The 25,661-nt window shown below is 42.0% G+C and carries 22 protein-coding genes and 1 tRNA gene; 10 read left to right on the forward strand and 13 right to left on the reverse strand.

Features of this window, described 5'->3' with window-relative positions:
- Together AFM12_RS14895 and AFM12_RS19730 are read right to left on the reverse strand one after the other, a co-directional pair.
- The coding region (locus tag AFM12_RS14895; RefSeq protein WP_055149652.1) for an Ig-like domain-containing protein at positions 1–4,481 on the reverse strand (4,481 nt) is incomplete at its 3' end.
- 120 nt (positions 4,482–4,601) lie between these two features.
- Positions 4,602–4,739, reverse strand: coding sequence for a hypothetical protein (locus AFM12_RS19730; RefSeq protein WP_157687429.1), 138 nt, complete (start codon positions 4,737–4,739; stop codon positions 4,602–4,604).
- A gap of 524 nt (positions 4,740–5,263) precedes the next feature.
- On the opposite strand from AFM12_RS19730, the gene AFM12_RS20065 reads away from it, so the two are divergent.
- From AFM12_RS20065 to AFM12_RS14905, 3 genes are all read left to right on the forward strand, one after another.
- Entirely contained in the window at positions 5,264–5,428 is a 165-nt protein-coding gene (locus AFM12_RS20065; protein WP_374754272.1) for a response regulator transcription factor, read from the forward strand.
- Positions 5,429–5,496: 68 nt separating this feature from the next.
- Positions 5,497–6,855 (forward strand): D-arabinono-1,4-lactone oxidase, encoded by a 1,359-nt coding sequence (locus tag AFM12_RS14900; RefSeq protein ID WP_055149654.1) that lies wholly within the window; start codon positions 5,497–5,499, stop codon positions 6,853–6,855.
- A 73-nt stretch (positions 6,856–6,928) separates the two neighbouring features.
- Complete coding sequence (locus tag AFM12_RS14905; RefSeq protein ID WP_055149656.1) at positions 6,929–7,453, forward strand: DUF4199 domain-containing protein; 525 nt, start codon at positions 6,929–6,931, stop codon at positions 7,451–7,453.
- A 111-nt stretch (positions 7,454–7,564) separates the two neighbouring features.
- Here AFM12_RS14905 and AFM12_RS14910 read toward each other — a convergent pair whose 3' ends face one another.
- Positions 7,565–8,152, reverse strand: coding sequence for a carboxymuconolactone decarboxylase family protein (locus AFM12_RS14910; RefSeq protein ID WP_055149658.1), 588 nt, complete (start codon positions 8,150–8,152; stop codon positions 7,565–7,567).
- Between the two features lie 72 nt (positions 8,153–8,224).
- Positions 8,225–8,767: a peroxiredoxin gene (locus AFM12_RS14915; protein WP_055149660.1), complete on the reverse strand. Its 543-nt coding sequence runs from the start codon at positions 8,765–8,767 to the stop codon at positions 8,225–8,227.
- Positions 8,768–8,933: 166 nt separating this feature from the next.
- Here AFM12_RS14915 and AFM12_RS14920 point away from each other — a divergent pair, with 166 nt between their 5' ends.
- A complete protein-coding gene (locus AFM12_RS14920; protein WP_055149662.1) occupies positions 8,934–9,866 on the forward strand; it encodes a hydrogen peroxide-inducible genes activator in 933 nt (310 codons plus the stop codon).
- A gap of 226 nt (positions 9,867–10,092) precedes the next feature.
- Here AFM12_RS14920 and AFM12_RS14925 read toward each other — a convergent pair.
- Positions 10,093–10,166 (reverse strand) — tRNA-Arg (locus AFM12_RS14925).
- A gap of 147 nt (positions 10,167–10,313) precedes the next feature.
- Here AFM12_RS14925 and AFM12_RS14930 point away from each other — a divergent pair.
- The 4 genes from AFM12_RS14930 to AFM12_RS14945 are packed head-to-tail and all read left to right on the forward strand — an operon-like array spanning position 10,314 to position 14,032.
- Positions 10,314–11,306, forward strand: coding sequence for an SDR family oxidoreductase (locus AFM12_RS14930; RefSeq protein WP_055149664.1), 993 nt, complete (start codon positions 10,314–10,316; stop codon positions 11,304–11,306).
- Positions 11,299–12,036 (forward strand): copper homeostasis protein CutC, encoded by a 738-nt coding sequence (locus tag AFM12_RS14935; protein ID WP_055149666.1) that lies wholly within the window; start codon positions 11,299–11,301, stop codon positions 12,034–12,036. The genes AFM12_RS14930 and AFM12_RS14935 overlap by 8 nt, the downstream gene beginning before the upstream one ends.
- On the forward strand, positions 12,037–12,618 hold the full coding sequence (locus tag AFM12_RS14940; RefSeq protein ID WP_055149668.1) for a DNA-3-methyladenine glycosylase: 582 nt from the start codon (positions 12,037–12,039) through the stop codon (positions 12,616–12,618). It abuts the gene before it with no gap.
- Positions 12,619–12,643: 25 nt separating this feature from the next.
- Positions 12,644–14,032, forward strand: a complete 1,389-nt coding sequence (locus AFM12_RS14945; RefSeq protein ID WP_055149670.1) for an aminopeptidase P family protein — start codon at positions 12,644–12,646, stop codon at positions 14,030–14,032.
- Here the strand turns inward: AFM12_RS14945 and AFM12_RS14950 are convergent.
- Positions 14,029–14,418, reverse strand: a complete 390-nt coding sequence (locus tag AFM12_RS14950) for a hypothetical protein (RefSeq protein WP_055149672.1) — start codon at positions 14,416–14,418, stop codon at positions 14,029–14,031. The two genes, AFM12_RS14945 and AFM12_RS14950, sit on opposite strands and share 4 nt — an antisense overlap.
- Before the next feature lie 101 nt (positions 14,419–14,519).
- Between AFM12_RS14950 and AFM12_RS14955 the strand changes: the two genes are divergently transcribed.
- Complete coding sequence (locus AFM12_RS14955; protein ID WP_055149674.1) at positions 14,520–14,936, forward strand: DUF1761 domain-containing protein; 417 nt, start codon at positions 14,520–14,522, stop codon at positions 14,934–14,936.
- Positions 14,937–14,967: 31 nt separating this feature from the next.
- Here AFM12_RS14955 and AFM12_RS14960 read toward each other — a convergent pair whose 3' ends face one another.
- The 6 genes from AFM12_RS14960 to AFM12_RS14985 all read right to left on the reverse strand — a co-directional run bounded on the left by AFM12_RS14960 (position 14,968) and on the right by AFM12_RS14985 (position 22,521).
- Positions 14,968–15,954 (reverse strand): alcohol dehydrogenase catalytic domain-containing protein, encoded by a 987-nt coding sequence (locus tag AFM12_RS14960; protein ID WP_055149676.1) that lies wholly within the window; start codon positions 15,952–15,954, stop codon positions 14,968–14,970.
- A 5-nt stretch (positions 15,955–15,959) separates the two neighbouring features.
- Positions 15,960–17,090, reverse strand: a complete 1,131-nt coding sequence (locus AFM12_RS14965; protein WP_055149678.1) for a hypothetical protein — start codon at positions 17,088–17,090, stop codon at positions 15,960–15,962.
- A gap of 51 nt (positions 17,091–17,141) precedes the next feature.
- Positions 17,142–18,014: a cysteine synthase CysM gene (gene cysM / locus AFM12_RS14970; RefSeq protein ID WP_055149680.1), complete on the reverse strand. Its 873-nt coding sequence runs from the start codon at positions 18,012–18,014 to the stop codon at positions 17,142–17,144.
- A gap of 2 nt (positions 18,015–18,016) precedes the next feature.
- Positions 18,017–18,826: a serine O-acetyltransferase EpsC gene (gene epsC / locus AFM12_RS14975; RefSeq protein ID WP_055149682.1), complete on the reverse strand. Its 810-nt coding sequence runs from the start codon at positions 18,824–18,826 to the stop codon at positions 18,017–18,019.
- A 93-nt stretch (positions 18,827–18,919) separates the two neighbouring features.
- Positions 18,920–21,310 (reverse strand): TonB-dependent receptor, encoded by a 2,391-nt coding sequence (locus AFM12_RS14980; protein WP_055149684.1) that lies wholly within the window; start codon positions 21,308–21,310, stop codon positions 18,920–18,922.
- Positions 21,307–22,521 carry a DUF4249 domain-containing protein gene (locus tag AFM12_RS14985; protein WP_082391370.1) on the reverse strand — a complete coding sequence of 405 codons (1,215 nt, stop codon included), beginning with the start codon at positions 22,519–22,521 and terminating at the stop codon, positions 21,307–21,309. Before AFM12_RS14985 ends, AFM12_RS14980 begins: the two co-directional genes overlap by 4 nt.
- Before the next feature lie 182 nt (positions 22,522–22,703).
- Here AFM12_RS14985 and htpG point away from each other — a divergent pair, with 182 nt between their 5' ends.
- Positions 22,704–24,518 (forward strand): molecular chaperone HtpG, encoded by a 1,815-nt coding sequence (gene htpG, locus AFM12_RS14990; RefSeq protein WP_055149688.1) that lies wholly within the window; start codon positions 22,704–22,706, stop codon positions 24,516–24,518.
- Between the two features lie 158 nt (positions 24,519–24,676).
- Here the strand turns inward: htpG and AFM12_RS14995 are convergent, their stop codons facing one another.
- Positions 24,677–25,633, reverse strand: coding sequence for a hypothetical protein (locus tag AFM12_RS14995; RefSeq protein ID WP_055149690.1), 957 nt, complete (start codon positions 25,631–25,633; stop codon positions 24,677–24,679).
- Positions 25,634–25,661 lie beyond the last annotated feature (28 nt).

Here is a 25,661-nt window from a genome sequence, read left to right on the forward strand (position 1 = left end):
GATATGGCTTGAGTAAAAGTGTCTCCGGAAATATCTTCCCAAAAGGAAGAACCCGCCGCAGATGAACTCAAATTTCGTTGCCAACTGGTGTAACAAGTACCCGTACCACCTGTAACATGGGCTGTTAAAATAAACGGTTCTAAGGAGCAAATGGTATCAGCATCTGCTGTGACAGTCACCGAGGGATCATCAACTATTTCAATGGTTACAATATTCGAGTAAACCTCAGTATCACATTCATCCGTCACCTTTCTGCGGTAGCAGGTGGTTTGGTAAAGGGTTGAAGGATTAAAAGTTTCACCATTGGCACCTGCTATTTCTGACCAAACGACAGGCCTGGCTGAGCAATCTTCTGACATTTCCCATTGAATGGTCAAAACCCCTTTTCCACCTGAATGGGCGGTGGCATTTTGGATTGTTGGCGGGTTGTAACCTGCACAATTTACTGCTGTACTCTCATCAATAGCTCCGGCGACAAGTACCGGGCTACCAAAAATCTCAACAGAATCAGCAGGAGGACTAGTACAACCATCAAAAGTACATTTAGCAGAATACTTTACTGATGAAATCGGATTAACCACAATTGTAGCCGTAGTTTCATTGGTGCTCCAAAGGATATCTCCCGAGCAACCGGATAAACTAAGTTCTGCAGTTTGGCCAAAACACAGTTCAGTGGTACTCGCCGAAATAAACGGAGCTGCAATGCCTGATTTCACCGTAACGGTAACACTATTTACAGCGGCTTCTGAGCATCCGCCCAAAGTACAATTCGCCGTGTAGATTGTTGTAGAAGCTGGAGACACATCAATACTTTCTCCAGTCTGAGTATCAGACCACTCTACGGTTCCATTGCAGCCGCTAGCGGTCAAAGTGGTAGTTTCTCCTTCACAAATTTCGGCACTTCCGCTTAATGTGGTTTCGTCAATGACCGTCAGGTCAAGTTTACCCTGATCAGAGGTTTCTGTACAAGTTGTCTCGTTCGGGTTGAAAAAAGTCAGTTTTACCCGATAATAGGCATCATCATCAACTGCAGAAGCCGAGGCAATCTCAAAATTCGGAGATGAACCCGTTTGAACCGGATTCCACGAGCCTGATGTACCAATTCGTTTTTGCCACTCATATTCAATGATATTTCCGGTAGAAGCAGGTGGTTCAAAAGTGACATCATCACCTTCACAAGCCGTTTGGTTATCGAGATTGGCGGTGAATTCATTCACAAAAAGCTCGGCGGAGTCAGAGCTAACCGCACATAATCCCGTACCTATAACCATTCTGTAAAAAGTGCTGGCCGGATTTGAGGAATTACCTATTGAGCCGACCCGGAGCCTGTTTTCTGTTTCACCATCGATAGCCTCCCAACTGCCACCAGGCAACTTTTTATACCATTGCTGAGGTGCATCTGTGGAGGGTTGAGACTCAAAATAAACCACGTTGCCCTTGCAATTAGTTTGACCCTCAGGTCCGTAATCAAAACTCAAAGGCGGTTTTTGACCAATGATCACCGACTGGGTAGCCGTGCAACCATTAGCATCTTGTAAAGTAATAGTGTAGGTGCCACTTGCAAGTTCATCAAGAACATTAGTGGCCTGCGGGCTACCGGAGTCCAACTGAAAGCTATAGGGCAAAAAACTAGTCCCTGGAGTAAGTGTTACTGAGCCATCAGCAGCACCTACACAGGTTTCATTGACAACATCAGCAGTGGCTGATGGCTGAGGACTTAAAACTAAATTGACCGGAGTTCTGTCAGACTCACAGGTCATAAGCCCATAAGTTGCAGACGCCGAGACATAAAATACCGTATCCTTAGTAAGACTTGTACTTTCAAAGGGATTACCGCTTTGCAAAACCACAGTGGTGGAATTATTTGCGTACCAATTCAAGGTTGTTCCCGTAACTCCACTTTCATCCGTTGCTTCCAGAGCAACGGCACTTCCCGAGCAAAAAGCGTAAGGTATAGCCTGGCCATTAGCAGTAGCCGTAGGGGTTGGCGTCAGGTCATTTGCAATTGTATTAATGGTCAAATCCTTATTCAATTCACAATAACCTGAAGTCACATTGACAAAATAATTTCCGGAACCTGTTCCGGTATATTCAATTGAATTTTCTCCCACTAAATCTGATCCATTTTTACCCCATTGGTAAGTGTATGAGCCTTTCCCACCAAAAGCTCTTACTGTAAAAAGTACTGTTTTATTGAGATTTCCGTAAGCACAAACATCTCGGTTGGAACTCGAGAGAATGGTCGTCAGTGCAGGGTCAATAGTGACATCAAGTTTAGCCCGGGCACTTTCACAACCCTTTGTATCAGTTTGTGAAACGTAATAGGAAAACACTCCAATAGTGGTGGTGGAAGGTGTGGGAGCTGTGGCGGACGCCGTTCCGCCTGTGGCATTCATTCCGTACCAGTTTAACGTGTGCAAACCCTCTGCTTCTAATGGACCAGAGGTAGAATTTTGGCAAAAACCGGTATCGGCCACCACCGGAGATGAGGGTAAACTTAAAACCGTCAAAATCGCAATAGCCGAAGTACTATCATCACAGCCACCGGTCACCACGCAGGTGATCTCGGCTCCGTTGTCTGTAGCCAAAACGCCCGATAAAATCAAGGTGGGGCTATCAGTTCCCACATCTGCTCCGTCTTTTTTCCATTGGTACGAGAGCGTACCGAAACCCGTGGCACTTAACGTAAAGGTGGCATCTGCCCCGAGACAAACCTCCTGACTTTGGGGTTGTTCGTTGATTTTTGTTTGAGGATTCACAACAATGGCCGCCGCGATGGCTGTTGCCGTGCCGCATTCGCCCGTGGCTGCGTAATGATAATTGCCGGCACTAGTAGTCAAAACAGATGGAATTGAATAAGAAGATCCGGTTGCCCCAGAAATTTCACTGTCTTCAAAAAACCACTGATAGCTGAGAGTTCCTTCGCCGGAAGCATCTGCATTGAAGGTTAAAATATCACCTTCGCAAAGTGTTTGAGGACTCAAAGCAGAATTGATAGCAGTGGGTTCTTTGACTCTTAAACTCAAACTTACTGTTGACTCACAACCTGTGAAGGTATTAAAAATCTTTAGGTCAAAACCATAATTCCCACTGCTTTTGCCGGCCGGAAGTGGAACATCAATTGAGTTTCCCCTGATATAACCCGAGGCATCAGTATAGCCGGTTAGAGTTCCCGAAGTCAATATGACCTGGAAACTGTCAGCATCCGCGAAGCTTGTTAACGGAATTGAGAATGAAATGGCGTCAGGACAAACAGCTTCAATAGTACTCAAAACTACTGACGGTAAGGGATTTACTTTAGCTTCAACCATAGCAAAATCACTGGGACAGCCGGTAACGCAATCAATTTGCCGAACGTAGTAGTTTGTAGTTGCTGAAAGGCCAATATCAGTAAAATCATATTCAAACGGCCCTGATGCCACTGGCGAAGAGGCCGTATCAGTATACCATTCGTACGTTCCGCAGATTTCATCAAGTGCAACTAGAGTTACATCTCCCGGGCCGCAAATGCTATCTCCTAAAGCTGCCAGTAGATCTGGACGATCATATGTTGTATACCCTGTTCGACTTCTGGCATAATTACATGTAGATGCAGAAGTAGAACCATCTGTATTCATCACCTGAGAGACAAAATCAACTTCAAGCTCTGCCTCATCAAGTCCTTGGGGAGCTTTGGAAAGTGTGATTTGTTCTGCGGTAACTGAAAAAGGACTAACCGTCAACACCCCCGAGGACTCATCATAAAAGTTCCAGCTATAGCTATCCAGAGTACCTGTAACTGACGTACTGAAAGTAGCTTCCTCTCCTTCACAGAAAGTGGTTGAAGTTGTAGGCTGAATTGTTCCTATATTATTAATGGAGAGCAAACCAGCATTTGAAATTGTTTCACAGCCATTAGGATCAGTTACTTTTACACGGAAAGCATCATTATCATCAGCACCGTTTACGGTATTGATATTGAAACTACTGGTGGTCTGATCCTGATATTTACTTCCACTAAATGACCCAAAGGCCCCTCCATCGTTAGACCTCTCCCAGGTGTATGTCCAGGTGGCGTTGTTATCTACATAAAAATAAACCCTCTCCCCATAGCACCTCACTTGATTTTGAGGCTGAATGGTCAGTTGAGGCCGTTGGGCATCGATAAAAAATACGTCACTAAAATTGGAGTCTCCCGAGGTGTTATTAGTAATCCGTATCCTAAAATGGTTACTCAGTGTGTAGTTGGGGAGGACAATTAAGATTGACCCAGAAGTAGCATCACCGGTAATTCCTCCATAGTCTGACCAAGTGCCGGAGTCACCATCCTGAATTTGTAATTGATAAACATCTGCACTATTTATACTTGCAGAAATTTGAGCATCACTACCGTAACAAACAAAACCATCAACAAGGCTTGGTTGACCGGTAAACGATGGACTTTGGGCCAAAAGATTAAAATTGCACAGTAAAAGGGGGATTAGAGGGTAAAGTTTTTGCATGGATTAAGGTTGAGTGTGATTCGTTGAGAAATAAAAATACGAAAAACCTCAAATAAAAAAATCCGGTCAAACCTAACGTGACCGGACTTTTCCCTTAACCCTAACCTTTATGAAGTAAACCTATTTTTTATAATAATTCATTTCGTTTTTGTTAACTGAACTAAAGCCTCTGAGGATAAAATTGACCGCAAAGGCCGCTGTTGCGATGACGAAAAACACCCCAATAATTTGGCCGAGAGCCATGACTAAATCTTTCATTTCCATGTGCACTAGTAGTAATTGATTCACAAATCAAATTTCGCTTTAAAGAGAAAACGATAATAGCGTAGAAATACCCTTTTTCATTTCGGGAATACCGCAACTTTTTAACCCAAGACTCCAGAAAATAAAATATAAAGAATTAAAGGCGGCTTCTCTTGTAAAAAAATATTTTCGGAGCTAACTTGTTGCCGTACAGTTTATAAAGCTTATTCAAGCAAAATGGTTTAAGGCGAAACCCATCTCTCTTAGGAGGTGGGTTTTCTTTTAAACTCAGATCAAAACATATCAAAAGGGTCGTCTACATATCAGTCATTCTTGGACTCATTTTAGGTCTCCTCCGCTTAAGCCAGATCAGGATAATAAGCGGGTATTGGTCTGCTGAAGTTTATAGCGGCGTTATTGCCAGCATCTTTCTGGCTTGTGGTGTATATATCGGCCGACAATTTGTAGAGAATCGGACTGAGAGAGCATCTTATTTAAAAACTTCCTTAAAAACGGACCTTACTGAACGAGAACTTGAGGTGCTCAATGCCGCTGCAGAGGGCCTCAGCAATCAGGAAATCGCTGACAAGCTTTTCATTTCTATGCCCACAGTAAAAACTCACCTCTCCAACTGCTACGATAAACTAGGGGTAAAACGACGAACACAAGCTCTATTGAAAGCTAAAGAGCTGGAACTTCTCTGAGGCAACCTTGCGATTCTATAAAAAGCGTTGCAATTTATGGCCTCATAATTCAACCCTTTACTTTACCTATGAAACGCAGACAATTTGTACATGCGGCTACTGCCCTTACAGCCGGGAGTCTCTTTAGCCCCTTAATTTCATGCTCATCAGAAGAAAAAAAGATGACCGGAATAGCCATTAAAAACTGGGCTGGCAATCTGACCTATGCCACAGGCGATATCAGTTACCCGCTTACCACCGAGGAAATTCAGCAGTTAGTTAAAGACCAGAAGCAATTGCGAGCCTTGGGTACTAAGCATTGTTTCAATCAAATTGCCGACAGCAAACATTATTTGCTTTCACAGCAAAAGCGTCAGCAAATGATCAATCTCGATAAAGAAAAACATCAGGTGACCATTGAGGCTGGAACCCGATACGGCGATTTCTGCAAACTCATTGAGGAAGAAGGCTACGCCTTACGCAATCTGGCTTCTCTACCTCATATTTCAGTGGCCGGAGCAGCCGCTACAGCTACTCACGGGAGTGGCGTGGGCAATGGAGGCCTTGCGACAGAGGTGTCAGGTTTTAAAATTATCAAAGCCAATGGCGACCTTGTGGAAATCAGCAAAGAAAAAGAACCTGAGACTTTCAATGGACTGGCTGTTCATCTGGGATGCCTAGGAGTAATAACTGAAGTCACTCTTGATCTGGTGCCAAGCTATCAGGTAGAACAAAGAGTTTACCGAAACCTACCCATGGCGGCACTTGAAACGCATTTTGAAGAGGTGATGTCTGCCGGTTACAGCGTAAGTTTGTTTACCGACTGGCAAAATGAAAACGTCAATCAAGTTTGGATCAAAAGTCGGTCGGACTCCGATTCGATCATGAAAGACCCTGAGTTTTTCGGAGCAAAACTGGCGGATAAAGACATGCACCCTATTGACACCGAATCGTCAGAAAACTGCACAGATCAAATGGGCGTGCCAGGCCCTTGGTATGACAGACTCCCCCACTTTAAAATGGACTTTATGCCCAGCAAAGGAGAAGAGTTGCAGGCCGAGTTTCATGTACCTTTTGAGAATGCCTTCAAGGCCATGAAGCAAATTGAACAAATCAAAGACGATGTGTTTCCGCATTTGTTCATTTCTGAAATACGATCAATTGCCGGAGATGATATCTGGATGAGCCCTTTTTACCAGCAAAAGTCGGTGGCTATTCACTTTACGCTGAAGCCTCATAAAGAGGTACACACGAAAGTATTGCCTAAAATTGAAGCCGCCTTGCAGCCATTTGGCGTTAGACCTCACTGGGGTAAGCTCTTCACTATTCCGGGTAAAACATTACAGGCAAAATACAGCAAACTCGATGATTTTAAAGCTCTGGTAGCCGAATATGACCCTGATGGGAAATTCAGAAATGAATTCATTCAAAAGAACCTGTATAGTTAAAATCATACTTTAGTATGAGCTTTGTGATCAGGCTCTTCCGTTATTTTGGGCCTCTAACCAAAAAATCAGAACAATGTCAAAAGCAGCAATTAAGTATGGACTAATCTCGGGAGCCATTGTAAGCATTCTACTGGCTTTCTCAGCACCCTATATGATCAATAATGAGGGCAGCCTGGGTACATCACAGCTGATGGGGTACATCAGTATGATGCTTGCTCTGGTGCTGATCTATTTCGGAATTCGTGAGCGAAAAATGAAAGAACTGGGTGGAGAAATCACCTTTCTGGATGCTCTGAAAACCGGTGCCATGATTGCCCTTATTTGCTCTGTTATTTATACCATCAGTTGGATGATCATCTCCGGTATTTACCCAGAGGTCAATGAAAGCATCGCTAATATGTACCGTAACGAGATCAATGCAAAAGACATCAATGACGCTCAAAAAGCAGTGGAATTAGCTGAGGTAGATGAAATGATGCAAAACTACCAAAACCCTATCTTCAAATTCGGCATTACGATGCTTGAAATACTGCCGTTGGGATTGGTGGTGAGTTTAATTTCTTCTATCATCTTGAGGACGAAAAACATGAATGATTAGAAGCAACCCGGAAAGGACGTCCACTTTTGATTTTCAGATCATTGTAAAAGATAGAAAAAAAGCCTGTTCTTTTTCCTGAACAGGCTTTTGCTTTTGAAATCGAATTGTTGATCATAAAACTACAATCAAACTTTTGATAACCGCTACTAAGCGAATAGAATCAAAGATTCTGGCCTCGGTGCCACCATGTGATTTCACTGAAGCTTCATGAGATGTGACACATTGCTCGCAGCCATTAACAGCAGAAAGAGCAAGGCTCATCAGTTCGAAAAACTCTTTGCCCAGCACCGGCTTCATCATAATTGACATTCTGATACCGGCCGGCATGTTTTGATAATTTTCATTGCCGCTCATGAAATGACGGAAACGATAGAAAATATTGTTAGCATTCATCAATGAAACGCAACCGGCCACCTCATTCAGCTCATCATCCGTAGCTTCCAGGCTCTTAGCCAATTCTGTCAAACTCGAGGCAAGAACTTCGCTTTTTTCATTAATGGCTACTGAAAGAGCAAGGAGAACAGCTTCTTTCTGAGTCAGTGTTTCCGCTTTCAGAACGTTGGTGACATTAATTTTCAAATCTTTGATGAAACGGGTATCGGCCTCATTATGCCTGTCAAGCCAAACATTTTCGAGTGTTTCTGGCAGATTAACAGCCTCTAGAAGGCTCTTCTTTGTATTTGCAGCTAATCCTATCATAATTTCTTTGAATAAGGGCGGCCGATTGCTCAGCCGCCCTGCTTTTGTAATTTGTGTTTCTTAAAGTTCTGATTAAACGGTTAACGTTTCTTCGCCAGCTTTCCAGTTACATGGGCAAAGTTCGTCTGTTTGAAGAGCATCCAATACTCTCAACACCTCATCAACGTTACGACCAACAGAAAGATCATTGGCAGAAACCCAACGAATAATCCCCTGAGGATCAATAATGTAGGTTACTCGATAAGCAATCTTCTCGTTTTCTTCAAGGATACCAAGGTCCTCAGCAAGGGACTTTGAAGTGTCAGCTAACATTGGAAACTGTAGTCCTTTCAAGTCCGCATGATTTTGTCTCCAGGCAAGGTGAACAAACTCAGAATCAGTAGAAGCTCCGATAAGCATTGTATCTCTGTCAGCGAAATCTTCAACTTTATCGTTGAAAGCAGCGATTTCTGTAGGGCAAACAAAAGTAAAATCTTTCGGCCACCAGAACATTACCATCCACTTCTCTCCTTCGATATGATCCTGATTTGTGATATCATAAAACTCAGATCCTTTTTCAAGAGATACAACTGATGTCTTTTTGAATTCAGGGAATTTTTTACCTAGTCCTAGCATGTTATTAATTAAAATAGTTATTGAAATAGTACAACAATTAGACTCTCAGAAGAGCCTATTTCAGCGTTCCGAATTTAAATAGTGAAATCGGATGCAAAAATGACCTTAATCATTATCAGTGTCAAATACGGATTACTTATCATTGCATAAGTAAAACTTATACCTCATGACTATTAGTCAGATACAGTACCTGATTGCCGTAGCAAAACATAAAAATTTTTCAAAAGCGGCTGCCGAATGCTTTATCTCTCAACCCGCCCTTAGTATGCAAATCAAACAACTGGAAGACGAGCTGGGTGGAAAACTATTTGACCGGTCAAAAAATCCATTAACGCTGACCCCGATGGGCGAAAAAGCAGTCAATCAAGCTGAGATTACGTATTATGAATTCAAAAAGTTAAGTCGCCTGGCTGAGGACAATCAGGAGCCTTCCGGTGAAATAACATTGGGAATTATACCCACTCTTGCACCGTACCTCCTCCCAATTTTCATCAAAGAATACACGAATAAATATCCAGGAGTCAAACTCAATATCAGGGAGTTAACCACCGCAGAAATCATTGAGGAAATTACCAACTATAACCTTGACGCAGCTTTACTCGCCACACCATTACATCATCAGGAGCTCATTGAAATACCACTGTTCTACGAGCGAATGCTGGCTTATGTCAGCCCCGAGTCATCGCTGTATCAAAAAGAGTATGCCATAGCTTCTGATATCGAGCCCAACGAACTTTGGCTGCTGGAAGAAGGGCATTGCCTGCGTTCACAAATTTTGAAATTGTGCGAACTTCGGAATCAATCAGAAATGAGCTCTAACATCACATTTAAAGCAGGAAGTGTGGAAACATTAATGCGTTTGGTAGACAATTATCAGGGCATCACTATTGTTCCTGAGCTGGCAACAGTCCACCTAAATGAAATTTCAAAAGCCAAGCTTCGAAATTTTCTCAAACCTGAACCCACGCGTGAAATCAGCCTGATTCACCACCAATATTGTTCAAAACAATCGATCATAAATAGCTTGGAAGAATCAATACGGGGACAAATTCCGGATAAGTTTCTTCAGGAAAATAAGAGAGTGATTGAGGTACTTTAGTTGAATAAATCTGTCATCAATTAGACTTTTAAAGAAGTAGATATAAATCATTGAAGTCAGTTATGCTCGGAAATAAAAAAAGCGAGCCAAAATGACTCGCTTTGCGTGATCCCGGACTGGGCGTCCCCGAACGATTCGAACGTTCGACCGTCCCTGGAATTCGGAATCTTCTATCCAGCTAAGCCTATAAAAACAAAAAAAGCGAGCCAAAATGACTCGCTTTGCGTGATCCCGGAACGATTCGAACGTTCGACCGTCTGCTTAGAAGGCAGATGCTCTATCCAGCTGAGCTACGGGACCTTCCTAAATCGGAGTGCAAAGGTAAACAGCTTTGAGATTCTACACAACGTTGACCAAAAGAAAAATTTTCGACCCGAATCCCTTTTCCATTTTTGCAGGCTTCTGACGGAAACTTAATAAGTTTGAAAACTTAACCAAAACGCACTCATGAAAGCACTATTTATTGGCGGCACGGGTAATATAAGTACGCCTGTAAGCGAAATTGCCGTTCAACGGGGTATCGACCTCTATCATTTGAACCGTGGAAACAGAGAGCCTATTCCGGGGGTAAAAAGCCTGGTGGCTGACATTACCAAACCTAAAGAATTGGAAGCTGCCCTGAAAGGCCACACCTGGGATGTGGTGGTCAACTGGATAGCCTTTAACACCACCGATGTAGAAAGAGACATCGAGCTTTTCAAAGGCAAAACAAAACAGTACGTCTTTATCAGTTCGGCTTCCTGTTATCAGAAACCTCCGGTCTCACCTATTATAACAGAGTCCACACCTTTGAAAAATCCATATTGGGATTATTCCAGAGAGAAAATCGCTAGTGAAGAAGTGTTGATCAAAGCTTTCAGGGAAGAGGATTTCCCAATGACGATTGTCAGACCGTCGCACACTTATTATTCCGTGTTCCCGATTACACTCGGAGGCTGGACAGAATATACCGCCGTTCATCGAATGAAAAAAGGTCTCCCTGTGGTAGTGCAGGGCGATGGCACCTCCCTTTGGACGGTGACCCACGCCCGTGATTTTGCTAAAGCTTTTCTAGGCCTAATGAATCATCCGCTGGCTATCGGAGAAGCTTATCATATTACTTCTGATGAAGCATTGACCTGGAATCAGATTTATACTTTCCTGGCCGATGCTGCCGGGGTAGAGGCCAATATTGTTCATATTCCTTCTCAAAAAATCATTGAATATGCTGATCAAAATGGCTTTCCATCTGAAGAGGGAAATCTATGGGGGGATAAATCACACTGTGCCTTATTTGATAACTCAAAAATCAAAAAACTCGTACCTGATTACGTTGCCACCATTCCGTTTTCCGAAGGCATTAAGGAAACCCTAGCCTGGTTTGAAAGCAAACCTGAGCGAATGATCATCAATGAAACGACCAATCGTTTCTTAAGCGAACTTGTTAAAAATTATGGCTGATAAAAAGTACCATTTTGAGCTTTGCTCATTTACCATTGAGAGTTCAAGAACTGCTCAAAAAGCGGGAGCTTCTCGTGTAGAGCTCTGTGACAACCCCATCGAAGGTGGCACCACTCCCTCCTATGGCGTTATCAAAGCGGTAAGAAATAAAATCGATATTGAACTTTACCCGATTATTCGCCCAAGAAGTTTGAACTATTTCTACTCTGATGATGAATGGGAAAGCATACTTGAAGACGCCAGAATCTGCAAAGAACTCGAATGTGATGGCATCAGTATTGGTGTTCAGAAACAAAATGGAGAAGTGGATACCGAGAAAATGAAAGCTTTGGTAGAGCTCGCCTACCCGCTAAAAGTGACCAGCAACAGGGTTATCGATGCCGCACCTGATCCTTTTGAAGCTTTGGATTCCTTGATAGAAGCAGGCTGTTACCGCGTCTTAACCTCCGGCCAGGCCGCGGCCGCACCTGAAGGAATTGACGTTTTGAAAAAACTTGTGGAACAGGCTAATGGAAGAATCAGTATTATGCCTGGAGCAGGAGTCAATTCAGGCAATATTGCGAGTCTGGCAAAAGCAACTGGAGCCTTTGAGTTTCATGCCTCAGCACGTATTAAAGCCCAAAATCCAGTTAACTATCAAAACCCAAAAATTCTTGACTCGGGTGATATGTTTATTGCTGATTTTGGGGAAGTGAAAGCAATGGTAGATGCCTTAAATGCTTTGCAATAAATGACTTCAATTCTCAATCAGGATTTCTTTGAATCATTTGACACTTTGACATTGGCTCAAAAACTCCTGGGAAAAGAATTGATTCATGAAAGCACCGAAGGCATTACCTCAGGTATTATTGTAGAAACGGAGGCCTACCTTAATAACGACAAAGCCTGTCATTCTTTTGGCGGAAAAACACTAAGAAATAGTCCTATGTTTGGGCCGGCAGGCACATCCTACGTATATCAAATCTATGGTATTCATCATTGTTTTAATATCGTCTCCTCAAAATCAGGAATTGGCGAGGCCGTACTCATCCGTGCTTTGGAACCGGCCTCAGGCATAGATTTGATGCAAAGCAGAAGACAGAAAGTAAAACTGAAAGACCTGTGTAGTGGCCCGGGAAAGTTGGTTCAGGCAATGGACATTTTGAAAAATCAAAATGGAAACAAATTGTTCAACCCACCTTTATATCTAAAAGAAGGGATAGAAGTAGGAGCAATCATTGAAACTACCCGAATTGGTATCGGAGAGGGAAAAGACGAGCATCTCCCCTACCGATTTTATATCAAGGACAACAAATTCATAAGCAAACCGTAAATTGCAGAATCAACAAACACATTTCATGAAATTATTCCCTTCTCAGACCTATATCAATCGTAGAAACGCCCTAAAAGAAGCTGTCGGCTCCGGCTTGATCTTGTTTCAAGGCAATGATGAGGCCAGTATGAACTATGCCGACAATCATTACCGATTCAGGCAAGACAGCACTTTTCTTTATTATTTCGGAATTAACCAGGCCGGTTTAAATGCGGTAATCGATTGCGACAGTGGAGAGGAAATCATTTTTGGTGATGAGTTTTCTATCGATGACATTATTTGGATCGGTCAGCAGGAGACTTTGAGTAACAAAGCCGAGAAAGTGGGTATTTTGAACGTTCGCCCCGCTCACGGAATTGACTCTTTTCTAGAAATTGCCCGGCATAAAAAAATACATTATCTCCCGCCCTATCGTGCAGATAACCTGAATAAACTGTCACAGTGGCTGCATTTGCCCGGCTCCAAAGTAAATCAGGAAGTCTCTCAAAAGCTGCTAATGGCTATAATTAACCAGCGGTCATACAAAAGCGAAGAGGAAATCGAACAAATGACCGAAGCGGTTAATATTTCCGGGCAAATGCACATCAATGCAATGAAAGCCGTAAAACCGGGTCAATATGAATTTGAAGCCGTCTCCGAGATTTACAGAACCGCCAAAGCCAGTAATTCATACCTGGCCTACCCAGCCATTTTCTCAATAAACGGACAGATTTTGCATAACCATTATCATGGCAATAAAATGCAAAGCGGCCGATTGGTTCTTAATGATTCGGGTGCCGAAAATGAGATGTGTTATTCCGGCGATATTACGCGAACCATCCCGGTTGACGGTAAATTCACAACACAACAGAAGGACATTTATGATATCGTTTTAGAGATGGAAACAAGCTCTATTGATAGCCTGAAACCTGGACTACTTTACAAAGACATCCATGTCAACGCTAACAGACTTATGCTTTCTAAACTCAAAGAATTAGGTTTGGTAAAAGGCGATATCGAAGAAATGACCAATCTGGGAGTAGGTGGCATATTTATGCCTCACGGCCTTGGCCACATGATAGGCATGGACGTTCATGATATGGAGAATTTCGGGGAACAGCTGGTAGGCTATCGGGAAGGCTTGGAAAGAAGTACTCAGCTCGGTTTAAAATCATTGAGACTAGGCCGCGAACTTGAAAAAGACTTCGTCATTACCGTAGAGCCGGGCCTGTATTTTATTCCGGATCTGATAGAAAAGTGGAAAGCTGATAAGATCTTCACCGACTTCATCAATTACGACAAACTCAAAGAATACTATGATTTTGGCGGTATCAGAATTGAGGACAATATATTGATCACTGAAAACGGTTCCCAAATTTTGGGTAAACCAATTCCTAAAACGACAGAAGAAGTCGAAGAAACAATGGCTCTTTAGGCACATTTATAGATTTTGGCCTCCTCGTCATAAATCAAAGTAAAAGTACCAAACTCCTGATCCTCAACCTCGACGTTGAGGATCATTTCTTTATTTCTCACGGTTCCGAAAACCCGGGAAGGTTTTGGAATGTATAAGGATTCATCATCAAACTGAACCGGATATTCCTGAGTATACATAGCTGGGCTGTTGAATTTACCATCCTGTACCAAAACCGGCTGATTAACTTCTAAATGAGCACAGTCAAACTCAACGTACCAAGAAGTTTCAGCTACATCAAGTCTTGCATGTTCACCGCCCCACTTACCGGTTTGAATTCGATCAAATGACTCATCTTTACAGCCAAAGGCTATAATCACGAATAATAAGGGATAGATTTTTACCATTGCTTTTTCATTTTTGACTCATTAGAAAAACGTATATTCGTTTATAAGCTTATACCTTAAAATAAGTTTAGCAACAGATTTAACCCTTAACCTTAAACAACATGGATTTTTCAAACATCAATTTTCTGGCCGTACTGGTTGGTGGCATTCTTGCCTTTGCTTTTGGAGCACTGTGGTATTCTCCGGTTTTGTTTTCAAAAGCCTGGCAGGCCGAAGTAGGTCTAAGTGAAGATGACATCAAAGGAGCCAATATGGCCAAAATTTTTGGAACCAGTTTACTACTGATGCTCGTAATGTCATTAGGTATGGCCATTATGCTCAGAGGGCACGACGAAGGTGAAATCACCACTGTGACCGGCCTGATGCATGGTCTCTATGTCGGCGTCATGTTTGTAGCTACCTCGGTAGGTATTAACATTCTGTACCAAAGAAGATCTGTCAAATTATTTTTGATTGACGCCGGATATCAGGTCATTATGCTGATGATCATGGGTGCCATTATCGGAGCCTGGGCCTAATCATTAATTGCCTCGCAAGGCTGCGGGGCAATTACTTGCTTAAATTAAAAAGCACCTTTCCTTTTGACATTCCGCTGGCATAAGTTTCAATGGCTTTCTCGAAAGCATTGAGGTCAAAAGTAGCCTGAATATCATTCTCAAAACCTGAAGATAGCATTTTCTGTACTTTCCGTGTATCGGCCATAGCCTGAACAAATGACTTTTTAGCAGCCGTTTTACTTAGCCAGTAACCTCCTATTTCGTACTCATAAAAGATAAAATCCCGAGGAACATAAGCTCCGGGATCCTCCTGATTCATACTTCCATAAATCAACATTTTTGACTTTGGAGGCAAACAACTCAATACCTTAGAGGGCACTTTACCTCCTCCAATGGCATCAGGCAGTAATACTTTTTTAAAAGTACCTGCCCATTGCTTAAGCTCATCTCTCCAGCCTTCTTTTTCAGAGTTAACCACAAAGTCAACGTTCCAACCTTTGAGTTTTTCCACTTGTTCCTCGCGTCTCACAACACCACCAAAAGCAAGTCCTTCTTGCTGAGCAAGATGATGAACCATTTTTGACAAGGAACTGGCAGCCGCCGTCATAACCAGAGCATCGCAGCCATCGGCCTTTGCAATTTTTATAAAATCAAGGGCGGTTAAAGGGTTTACAAAGGACATTGCTCCCTGCTCCATGGGAACGCCCTTAGCCAAAGCAACACACTTAGTAGCATCTGTTAGCATATATTCTGCCCAGGGCCCGTCTAATTTATCAGATGCCGCACAAGCCACTTTTTTACCTTTAAGGTAATTGGCATATAGCCCGCCTCCACTTTCCACTACTGTTCCACTACCTTCAAAACCCGGAGCTGTAGGAAATGGCTTCTGAATACCATATACACCAGTCAAGAAGGCTAGATCAGACGGGTTTATTGGAGAAAAAGCCATTTTCACCAAAACCTGCCCTTTCCCTGGTTTCGGTATTTCTTTTTCTACAACTTCCAGTTTATTCGGGGCAGTCAGGTGTAGTGCTTTCATTTCAATTAATTATTATTTCCGATGGTATATACAAGATTTGTTTGAAACAAACTTACTTTTTGAAATATATCATAACCCGCTTTCGGCATATAAAAAGCTTCTAAAGCCAATTGCCTTTTCCATGAAACTCCCAAACCTCCATATAATTTAAGGTTGTTCTCAAACCCGAAAACAAACTTGGGTTTTACAAGAGAATTTCCTCCAAAATATTGATTGTACTGTAACCTATAGCTCAGCCTTTCTATTTGCGGCTGAAACGATAAATAAAAGTCGATAGATTTATTATAGAAGTCTCCCGGAATATTCAGGCGGGCACCAACAGAGGCCGATGCGAGCAAAGCCCTGTCGGTATATGATTTGTCTCCAAATTCGAGATTCTGTTCCTCAAAAGATAAACGGCCTAAGCCAACGCCAAACAACCCCGAAAACTTCAATTTTGCTTTATGAAGGTCCTCATTAATAGCTTGACCCTTTTCTTTCGAATATTTTCTCAATAAAGCAGCAATAGGCCTGACTGCATAATCCAGCTGAGTTTTCTGGCTAAAAAAATCAGCCCCTAGAACCTTTTCTAAAGTCTTCTTATACTCCGTATTTCTTACCTCATACTTTGAACTTGCAGCTACGTCACTATAAGTCATATACCGATAACTTTTCAGCTCATTTATAACCCCGTCAACAGAAAGAAAGAGTCTTGATTTTTCGTACTTATCTATTAATTGAATAAGCTGAAGTCCTTCAGATTCGAAAACTACCTCAGCAAACATATTGATATGTTCTGTTTCAAATTCGTGACCAAATTCATACGTAGTGGAAGCGACAACGCTGTTCAGGTCATCATTGGCACCTATATAAGAGATGTAAATATTTCTGAGAGCGATAAATTTACGGTGCAACCCTTCAGCAGTGATATCAAAAGAGTTTATCTCACCTACATTTCCTGATTTTTTTTGACCATCTATGCTTTCGCCGTAATAGATGTGCTCAGGAGATATGAGCCAATCCTGATATTCGACATACCCTTCTTTTGTATTCCCATTTAAATCAACAATTGTTGACTTCAGCATAGGATAGTTCTGACCAAATAGTAATGGTGAAATGCCTAGAAAGAAGGCAAAAAAAACTAGTCTTTTTTTCATTAGGGTTTATTTCGTTCAACTACAGAATATAAGAAACGGCTTTCTTTTTCTTTAAGCAAACAACTCACTACTCAAGTACCGGTCACCGCGATCACATACAATAAAAACGATCAAGCCCTCTTCCAGCTCCTCGGCGAGCTTCAATGCGGCATGTGCTGCTCCTCCACTGCTCATTCCAGCGAAAATCGACTCCGTTTTGGCCAGATTTCGGGCCATCGCTGTAGCATCCTCTGTTGAAATATCAATTACTCGATCTACTCGTGAAGCATCAAAAATCTTCGGTAAATATTCTTTTGGCCAGCGTCTTATTCCTGGTATTGAAGAACCATCTGTCGGCTGACAACCTACGATCTGCACAGAAGAATCCTGCTCCTTGAGATACATTGATGTGCCCATGATCGTACCTGTTGTACCCATTGAGCTTACGAAATGAGTCACTTTCCCATCGGTATCTCTCCAAATTTCAGGTCCTGTGCTCTTGTAATGGGCTTCGTAATTATCCGGATTAGCAAATTGGTTTAATTGAAAATACTCATCCGACTGCCCTTTTTCATCGGCATAATCCCGACAGGCCTCGATGCCATCCAATTGAATAACCTTTGCACCATAAGCTTCCATAGTTTGGGTACGCTCCCGGGTACTTTTCTCAGGAAGTACAAGCTCAATTTCAAGGTCGAACTGGCGAGCTATCATAGCCAGAGCAATACCTGTATTTCCACTAGTGGCCTCAATCAGCTTCATTCCGGGTTTAATATCCCCTCTTTCTAAAGCAGATTTGATCATATTCAAAGCGGCTCTGTCTTTTACCGAACCACCCGGATTATCACCTTCCAGTTTTGCGTAAACCTTAACTTTTGGATTTTTATTAAGTTTTTTGATTTCAACCAGCGGGGTGTTCCCAACCAGATCTAAAATGGTGGCCATAGTTAAACGAGTTCTTTTTCTTTGACCTGAATTTCAGGTTTATGATAGACAACAGAATTGGCCGGCACACTCTTGGTTAACCAAACATTACCACCAATCACACTTCCTTCTCCAATCGTGGTTTCACCGCCCAGAATAGTTGCATTGGCATAAATCACAACGCCGTCTTCCACAGTTGGATGTCGTTTTACATTGGCCATTTCTTTCTCAACACTCAAAGCTCCAAGGGTCACACCCTGATAAATTTTCACATTCTTACCAATGACGCTGGTGCCTCCAATCACAATTCCTGATCCGTGATCAATAAAGAAATGCTCCCCTATTTTCGCTGCAGGGTGGATATCAATTCCTGTGAGACCATGCACATACTCGGTCAAAATTCTTGGAATAAGATTGACCTCCATTTGCAAAAGCAAGTGGGCAAGACGGTAGTAAGCAATAGCTTTGAAGCCAGGATAAGCCCTGATAACCTCAAACTCACTAACAGCAGCTGGGTCGCCTTCGAGAATGGCTTTTACATCCGTATTAAGAACCCTGAAAAGTTCGGGTAAAGCCGCTTTGAATTTCTCAGCACGCTCCTCATTATCACATTTTTTGCACTGATCAGTCGCATTCAGGATATGTTTCAATTCATTTCCCAGATTCCAGATTTCTCCTTCTATCTCATGTACACTGGGGAAAAAGTCCTTTGCCTGCTCAGGAAAAAGCAAGTTAAAAACCTGATTTGCCCATGAACCTATCTTACTGGTTGGTGGCACCGCCTCTGTATCCTGATGCCTTCTGTAAAGCGTTTCTAAAAATTGTTGATCCATGATCAATGCAGTTATTATGTCACAATTAACGAACAATTTACCTGCCACGTTCGGCAGGCACAAAGAAAGAGTCAGAATTTTATCTTGCTGCGTCTACTCAAAAGTGAAATTATAGGCCAAAGAAACCACAGGAATCTTGAAGATATGAAGCCTGTAAGCTTTGGTCAGGTTATTCTCAGTTCTGAAAAATACCGAGTAAACATTTTTACGAGCATACAAGTTGTAAACAGAGAAAGCGAAATTCCCTTTCCAGCGTTTATCCCGCATTGATGGATTCATGATGTTCCATGAAAAATCAAGACGGTGATAGTCTGGCACCCGCTTATTATTCCGCTGATCATAAAATGGATAGAGGCTATTGAGGTAATTAACAAAGCCTACAGGCTCGGTGTAGGGTCTTCCGGTGTTGTATACAAAATTGAAAGAGAAGCTGTTGTGTTTGTCAACACTAAACTCTACCGAAGAATTAAAACTATGAGGGCGGTCGTAATTCGCGGCGTACCAGTCTCCGCCATTAACTAGTTCCGTAATATCAGCAGCTTCAGAGACCTTGTTAAAAGTCCGGGCGAAGGTGTAGTTTAACCAACCGGTCATTACTCCTTTCTTTTTTGAAATCATGGTTTCAATTCCGTAGGCTTTACTCACTCCCTGAACCAGTTGGGTTTCAGGATACATCTGAAGTAAAAAGTCAGCTCCCGGCTTATAATCAATGATATTGTTTGTAAAACGATAATAGCCCTCAATAGTGGCCTCATAAACACCTTGAGGAAAATTTTTATACAAACCTGCCGTAACCAAATGACTCACCTGAGGTTTAATATGCGTATCACTCGTTTTCCATCGTGAAGTAGGTATCGGCGTGGTGGTGTTTGAGACAATTTGAAGGTATTGTCGCATCAGATTGTAGCCCAATTTTACCGAAGTACCTTCTTGAATGGAATATCTTAATCCAAAACGTGGCTCAAAACCACGATAACTTTTCACCAATTCACCATCCTGATAGTCAACAGATTCTATGACAGAGAAATCATCCCGAGGCTGGCCTTCTCTGTAACTTCTTACATTCGCAGCTCCCAGGTTTTGAAACAAACTGTAACGAAGACCAGCCGTTAAAGCCAACTTTGACGAAACCGAAAACTCTTCATCCACAAAGGCAGCCCATTCATTGCCTTGTTCCTGAGGCGTCTGAATGAAGTTTACACTGGTACTGGCTCCCGGGTCAAGGGTGCCGGGATTGATTTGATAATTCGTTAATACTGCTCCAAACTCCGTTTTGTGCTTTTGGTTTTGATAATACGTACTCGCCTTAATCTGCCTTTGACGTACACCACTTTTTAACTGGATCGGATTATTCGTATCAAGCTCTCTGGTTGCAATCGTTGGTCGGTAATCAGCCACCATCGCCGAGAGCTGCACATCCATTTGATTATTAATAACATGCGTAAACTTACCAATAGCGTTCACGGTGTTATGCTCAAAGTAGGTCGTTGTGCCCACCACATTCGGCAAATTGGTCAGCAGATTCGTCTGGAAAAAATCCTGATTAACATAGCCCGTAGCCGTCAATGTATTTTTGTCATTGATTCGCCAGAAGCCCTTGGCTACACCTTCACCAAAAGTCGCTTTGATAGCCTCGAGGTCTGAATCAATGAAAGGAAGCAAGAAGTCATGATAGGAACCCCGCCCTGCCACATAAATCGCTGCTTTGTCTTTGACAATGGGAGCGTTAACCATCAATTTCTCTGAAATCAGGCTTAAGCCACCTTTGACCCGGAATTTGGTAACATCAGGATTTTGCAAAGCAATATCCATAACTGAAGCGGCTCTTCCTCCATACCGTGCCGGAACATTGCCCTTGTAGAGGTCCAGATTTCTCACCGCATCTGGAGGTGTTACCGAAAACAGCCCAAACATGTGAGTAGGATTAAAAACCGGGGTATCATCAATCAGAATCAAATTCTGGTCTGTAGTGCCTCCCCGGATATTGACCCCGTTTGAGGCTTCGCCGACGCTGGTAACCCCGGGAAGCATTTGAATACTTCTGAAAAGGTCAATTTCCCCGAAAGCCGAAGGAAGCTTTTCGAGTGTTTTGATATTGATGGAGTTGGCACCTAAAACAGGTTTTCTCACATTTTGATCGAAGCCTTTACTGGTTACCACCACCTGTTCGAGTCGATTACTGACTTCTTCCAGTTTGATTGCAGCATCAATCAAAGATTTGCCCTCCTGCAAAATGATCCACTCAGAAACATAACCAGTGTAGCGTATCTGAATCACATTTTCGGCATAGGGCAGTTCCACTCTGAATTTCCCTTCAGCATCCGTCTTTGTTCCCGTATTTCTCCCTTGATAATTAACTAGAACACTGGCTCCTTCCAATGGTTTATTGCTCAGCGAATCAAGCACGGTTCCCGAGCAAAACAATTGTGCTTTCAATGCCATAGAAGAAAGCAGAAACAGGAATATGATTGAAATCTTTCTCATTGTCCAAACTGCCAGTTACGTGGTGCTATCGGCGTTCTGTTTTCAGAAGCTCTGCATACTGCCAAGGGAATGAAAGTTCTTACCTCACTCTCCGGCTCCAAAATAGGATCACGATTATTCAGTGCCGCAAAAAGGTGATCGGGTAAAACGCCTGGAACATCAGCTCGTGATAACATATGCCTTAACTCTTTGACACCCGAAGCGGTAAAATAACCAAGCACAAGCTCTTCCGGTTTGTTGATATTCAAGACATTGCTTTTGATCGGTGCCGGAGGTGTATCGGCAAGTGAGCCTGAATTTACCGATTGATCTTCTATTAATTTAAGATACCTAAAGGCTCCGGGAGTCAAGGATTTTTGCTGAATCACCACCAGACTTGTATTCTTTTGTAAGGCCGGCACCTGAGCTATAGGCTTCTTCGTTTGCAGCTGACCATCGGTAAAAACATCAGAAAAAATCTGAATATCCTCACCTGGAAAAATCTCCCAGCAAAAGCCTGAGCACTCATAATCATAAAGGGTATTGGGGTGCAGGTTTGAGTCTATTACGCAGTCCCCCTCAGATGATGCCGTACCATCCTCGGTATAATATCTTCCCTGTTTGCAGGTATGGCAAATTTTCTGAATTTCGTAATCTGTCCAACTCCAGCTGTAAAAATTCTGCTCACCAGCGGGGTCTTTAAAGTCCAGATAAAAATCTTGAGTAGGTATCCTGATATTATACAATCTTGGCGTTTGAATTCCCTCCAGATTAAGTCTCACTTCAAAATTCTCAATATCGGCCACAGGTAACATTTCTTCTACTGAAGACTCGTAATTACGACCATCCGGCATTTTGATTTGCAATTGATAAGTATGGCCTACGTTCGCAAAAAACGTTTGAGGCATATCATAAATACCGGGTTCAGTCTCGGTTAAATTCCAAGAAGTTGAGCCATTCTCCAGAATTTTCACCTCTGCTCCCTGAATCGGCAAGGCTTCGCTATCCGGCGAAAAAATAGTTTTTGAAAATTGCGTGCTGACATATTCACTTTGGTCATCGGTTTCAAAAATTTTCACCCGTTGCCTTTCGTCACTCACATTGGTGATGGTGCCCTCTACAATCAAATATTTTTTACTTCCTGAAATGCGGACATCATAGGTATCAACACAGGAAAAAAACAGAGTCAAAAAGAAGAAGAAAAGAAGGAGTCGTCCGCTGTGTTGCTTCATGGAAAGCTTTAAATATTTCGTCAGGATTGTCACTTACACAATGCTTCAAAAGTACAGAATAAATCATTTTGTCAACAGCAAAAAGGACGAAACTGTCAATCTGTCAGCCTTTCTACCTTTGGAATGCCCTTTGATCATATCGATGTGAATTCAAAAGATTATAACAACAAAATTCATATACAATGTCAACAGAGAAAGGTACAATTTCTATTAACACGGAAAACATCTTTCCGATCATTAAGAAGTTTCTATACTCAGACAATGAGATTTTTCTTAGAGAGCTGGTTTCTAATGCCGTGGATGCTACGCAAAAAATCAAGAAGCTCTCTGCTATGGGCAAATACGATGGCGAGCTAGGTGATTTAAAAATCAACGTAGCGGTAGATAAGGAAGCAAAGACTATCACCATCTCTGATAAAGGTTTAGGAATGACCGCCGATGAAGTAAAAAAATACATCAACCAGATTGCCTTCTCCGGTGCTAAAGACTTCTTAGATAAATACAAGGATGTTGACGATAAAAACCCAATCATCGGTCAGTTTGGTCTGGGCTTCTATTCTGCCTACATGGTGGCCAAAGAGGTCGAAATTCATACCAAATCGTATCAGGATGAGCCTGCGGTAAAGTGGACCTGCGATGGTACAACAGAATACGCTCTGGAAGACATCGAGAAGGCCGAAAGAGGTACAGATATCATTCTTCACATCGCCGAAGACTCTGAAGAGTTTCTGGAAGAAGCCAAGATCGAGCAAATTTTGACGAAGTACGGTAAGTTCCTTCCGGTAGAAATTGAGTTCAAAGAAAATGTGATCAATAACCCGACACCGATTTGGGTAAAATCACCTTCTGATCTAAAAGACGAAGATTACCTGGCTTTCTACAAGGAGCTTTACCCGATGTCTGAAGATCCGCTTTTCTGGATTCACCTGAATGTGGATTATCCGTTTAACCTGACGGGCGTTTTGTATTTCCCGAAAATCAAGCAGGATTTCCAATTGAGCAGAGAAAAGATTCAACTCTACAGCCGTCAGGTATTTATTACGGATGATGTAAAAGATATCGTTCCGGAGTTCCTTCAATTGTTACACGGGGTAATTGACTCACCGGACATTCCATTGAACGTATCGCGTTCATATCTTCAGGCCGATGGCAACGTACGCAAGATCAATAGCCACATCACCAAAAAAGTGGCCGACAAACTTTCTGAACTTTTCAAAGAGGACCGCAAAGCCTTTGAAGAGAAGTGGGATAGCATCGGTTTGTTCGTGAAATACGGAATCATTTCTGATGAGAAGTTTTACGACAGAGCCAAAGACTTCATTCTTTTCAAAAACACCGAAGGAGAGTACTTTACACCGGAGGATTACAAAACTAAAGTAGAAGCTCTTCAAAAAGATAAAGACGAAAACACCGTGGTGCTTTACACCAGCCATCCGGAAAAGCAAGATAGCTATATCAAGGCCGCGAAAAAGCGTGAATATGATGTGATAGTTCTTGACGATGTGCTGGACTCACACTTCATCAATACGCTGGAGCAAAAACTGGAGAAAGTAACTTTCAAACGTGTAGATGGCGATTCTCTGGATAAGTTGATTGACAAAGGCTTAAATGAAGAATCTGTATTATCAGACAAAGAAAAAGAGAAAGTTGAAGGTCTTTTCAAAGAACTGGCCGGCAATAATGTGGTGGAAATCAAAGCTCTATCGTCTGATGACGCTCCGGTAAGCATCGTTCTTCCTGAATTCATGCGTAGATGGACAGACATGAGCCGAATCAATGGTCAGAGCAATATGTTCGGTGAAATGCCAACCATGTACAATCTAGTGGTGAACGGAAACAGTCCGGTGATTGCCAAAATGCTGAAGCTTAGAGGTGAAGAAAAACGTCAAACCTATGCCAAACAATTGTATGATCTGGCTCTGCTTTCTCAAGGCATGCTCTCCGGCGGAAACCTGACTGACTTTGTGAACAGAACGTTTGAGGAGATGGCTGAATAGGAAGTTTGAAAGTCATCAAGTTTTAAAGTTTGAAAATGAACCCTGGAGTGAGAGCTTCGGGGTTTTGTTTTATCATATACATAGAGTTCCATGTTTTATGGTCTGATAATTTTCAAGTATTTCTCATAAGATTCCATTGAAAGAAACTATATAATTCACTAAAAAGAGTATTTGAACTTAAACTGTAAAGTATAGAATCTGTCATTTTTGGGATGCCCTCTTAAAATTGAATCTTCATAAGGATTATACCCTATTTTATCGATCAATTCTGATATTGAAATTGAATCTTTGTATCTACCATAGCTATATTCTTCATAAATTTTAGCAAGAACAGGAATCCTAGTTGAGCCACTTGGAGAATTAATAACCTCTTTGCTTCGATAGGAGAAGAAAACTGACTCTTGCCCATATTGCTCCTCTAGACTTTTAAAATTTGGATAACTGGCAAACCCTACATCATCAATCCAATCAGATAAAACAAACCTATAATTCAAGGTCAATCCAATTTCAAGTTTCTTATTGACCCTAAATTTAAAATCACCAAAAAGGGGAATACCCATTAACCACTTTGAGTAATTGTAATTTTGACCACTAGTATGTAAAGGCCTAAGTTCAAACCATTCTGTAGAATCATCATTAATTCTTTTTGAAGCTTTGGGATTACTAAGTATCCAAGAAAATCCACTTCCAAGAGAAAGACCTGTTCTCTTTCTTGGAAAAATCTCTTGGCTTACTCGCCATGAAATCACATGTATGTCATTTCTAAAATGAAGATTTCTCACAAAACGTTGCCAGTAAACATCAAAGTTTTTTTGAGCCCAAGTGTAGTCATCTCCATACAATCTTGCATAAAAGTAGGTGGCGTGAAAATCAGGACCAAATTTAAACTTCTTAGACAGGGATAAACTTGCGGAATGTCTGATATTGGTTACAAAAACCTTGGGAGAAGGGATTTTGGATACAAAAGACAAATCTCCCAAATAGTTTACTGTTCCTAATCCAATTTGAAGTTTCAATGGCGAATTTATCGCACTATCCACCGGAAAACTTGGGGACATAGAAAAGGCATTTAACTTCAAAACCAGTAGAAAAATGAGTGGACTTATTATTCTCATTAATTCAGTTTTAATTTGAGGTAAATCT

The sequence above is a fragment of the Jiulongibacter sediminis genome (assembly GCF_001306455.1).
GTDB classification, from domain to species: Bacteria; Bacteroidota; Bacteroidia; order Cytophagales; family Spirosomataceae; genus Jiulongibacter; species Jiulongibacter sediminis.

What these genes read in the sequence shown, in the direction of transcription:
- AFM12_RS19730 (WP_157687429.1), bottom strand. Translation starts at nt 4,739, where the DNA reads ATGAAAGATTTAGTCATGGCTCTCGGCCAAATTATTGGGGTGTTTTTC.
- AFM12_RS14900 (WP_055149654.1), top strand. Translation starts at nt 5,497, where the DNA reads ATGAAACGCAGACAATTTGTACATGCGGCTACTGCCCTTACAGCCGGG.
- AFM12_RS14905 (WP_055149656.1), top strand. Translation starts at nt 6,929, where the DNA reads ATGTCAAAAGCAGCAATTAAGTATGGACTAATCTCGGGAGCCATTGTA.
- AFM12_RS14910 (WP_055149658.1), bottom strand. Translation starts at nt 8,152, where the DNA reads ATGATAGGATTAGCTGCAAATACAAAGAAGAGCCTTCTAGAGGCTGTT.
- AFM12_RS14915 (WP_055149660.1), bottom strand. Translation starts at nt 8,767, where the DNA reads ATGCTAGGACTAGGTAAAAAATTCCCTGAATTCAAAAAGACATCAGTT.
- AFM12_RS14920 (WP_055149662.1), top strand. Translation starts at nt 8,934, where the DNA reads ATGACTATTAGTCAGATACAGTACCTGATTGCCGTAGCAAAACATAAA.
- AFM12_RS14930 (WP_055149664.1), top strand. Translation starts at nt 10,314, where the DNA reads ATGAAAGCACTATTTATTGGCGGCACGGGTAATATAAGTACGCCTGTA.
- AFM12_RS14935 (WP_055149666.1), top strand. Translation starts at nt 11,299, where the DNA reads ATGGCTGATAAAAAGTACCATTTTGAGCTTTGCTCATTTACCATTGAG.
- AFM12_RS14940 (WP_055149668.1), top strand. Translation starts at nt 12,037, where the DNA reads ATGACTTCAATTCTCAATCAGGATTTCTTTGAATCATTTGACACTTTG.
- AFM12_RS14945 (WP_055149670.1), top strand. Translation starts at nt 12,644, where the DNA reads ATGAAATTATTCCCTTCTCAGACCTATATCAATCGTAGAAACGCCCTA.
- AFM12_RS14950 (WP_055149672.1), bottom strand. Translation starts at nt 14,418, where the DNA reads ATGGTAAAAATCTATCCCTTATTATTCGTGATTATAGCCTTTGGCTGT.
- AFM12_RS14955 (WP_055149674.1), top strand. Translation starts at nt 14,520, where the DNA reads ATGGATTTTTCAAACATCAATTTTCTGGCCGTACTGGTTGGTGGCATT.
- AFM12_RS14960 (WP_055149676.1), bottom strand. Translation starts at nt 15,954, where the DNA reads ATGAAAGCACTACACCTGACTGCCCCGAATAAACTGGAAGTTGTAGAA.
- AFM12_RS14965 (WP_055149678.1), bottom strand. Translation starts at nt 17,090, where the DNA reads ATGAAAAAAAGACTAGTTTTTTTTGCCTTCTTTCTAGGCATTTCACCA.
- cysM (WP_055149680.1), bottom strand. Translation starts at nt 18,014, where the DNA reads ATGGCCACCATTTTAGATCTGGTTGGGAACACCCCGCTGGTTGAAATC.
- epsC (WP_055149682.1), bottom strand. Translation starts at nt 18,826, where the DNA reads ATGGATCAACAATTTTTAGAAACGCTTTACAGAAGGCATCAGGATACA.
- AFM12_RS14980 (WP_055149684.1), bottom strand. Translation starts at nt 21,310, where the DNA reads ATGAGAAAGATTTCAATCATATTCCTGTTTCTGCTTTCTTCTATGGCA.
- AFM12_RS14985 (WP_082391370.1), bottom strand. Translation starts at nt 22,521, where the DNA reads ATGAAGCAACACAGCGGACGACTCCTTCTTTTCTTCTTCTTTTTGACT.
- htpG (WP_055149688.1), top strand. Translation starts at nt 22,704, where the DNA reads ATGTCAACAGAGAAAGGTACAATTTCTATTAACACGGAAAACATCTTT.
- AFM12_RS14995 (WP_055149690.1), bottom strand. Translation starts at nt 25,633, where the DNA reads ATGAGAATAATAAGTCCACTCATTTTTCTACTGGTTTTGAAGTTAAAT.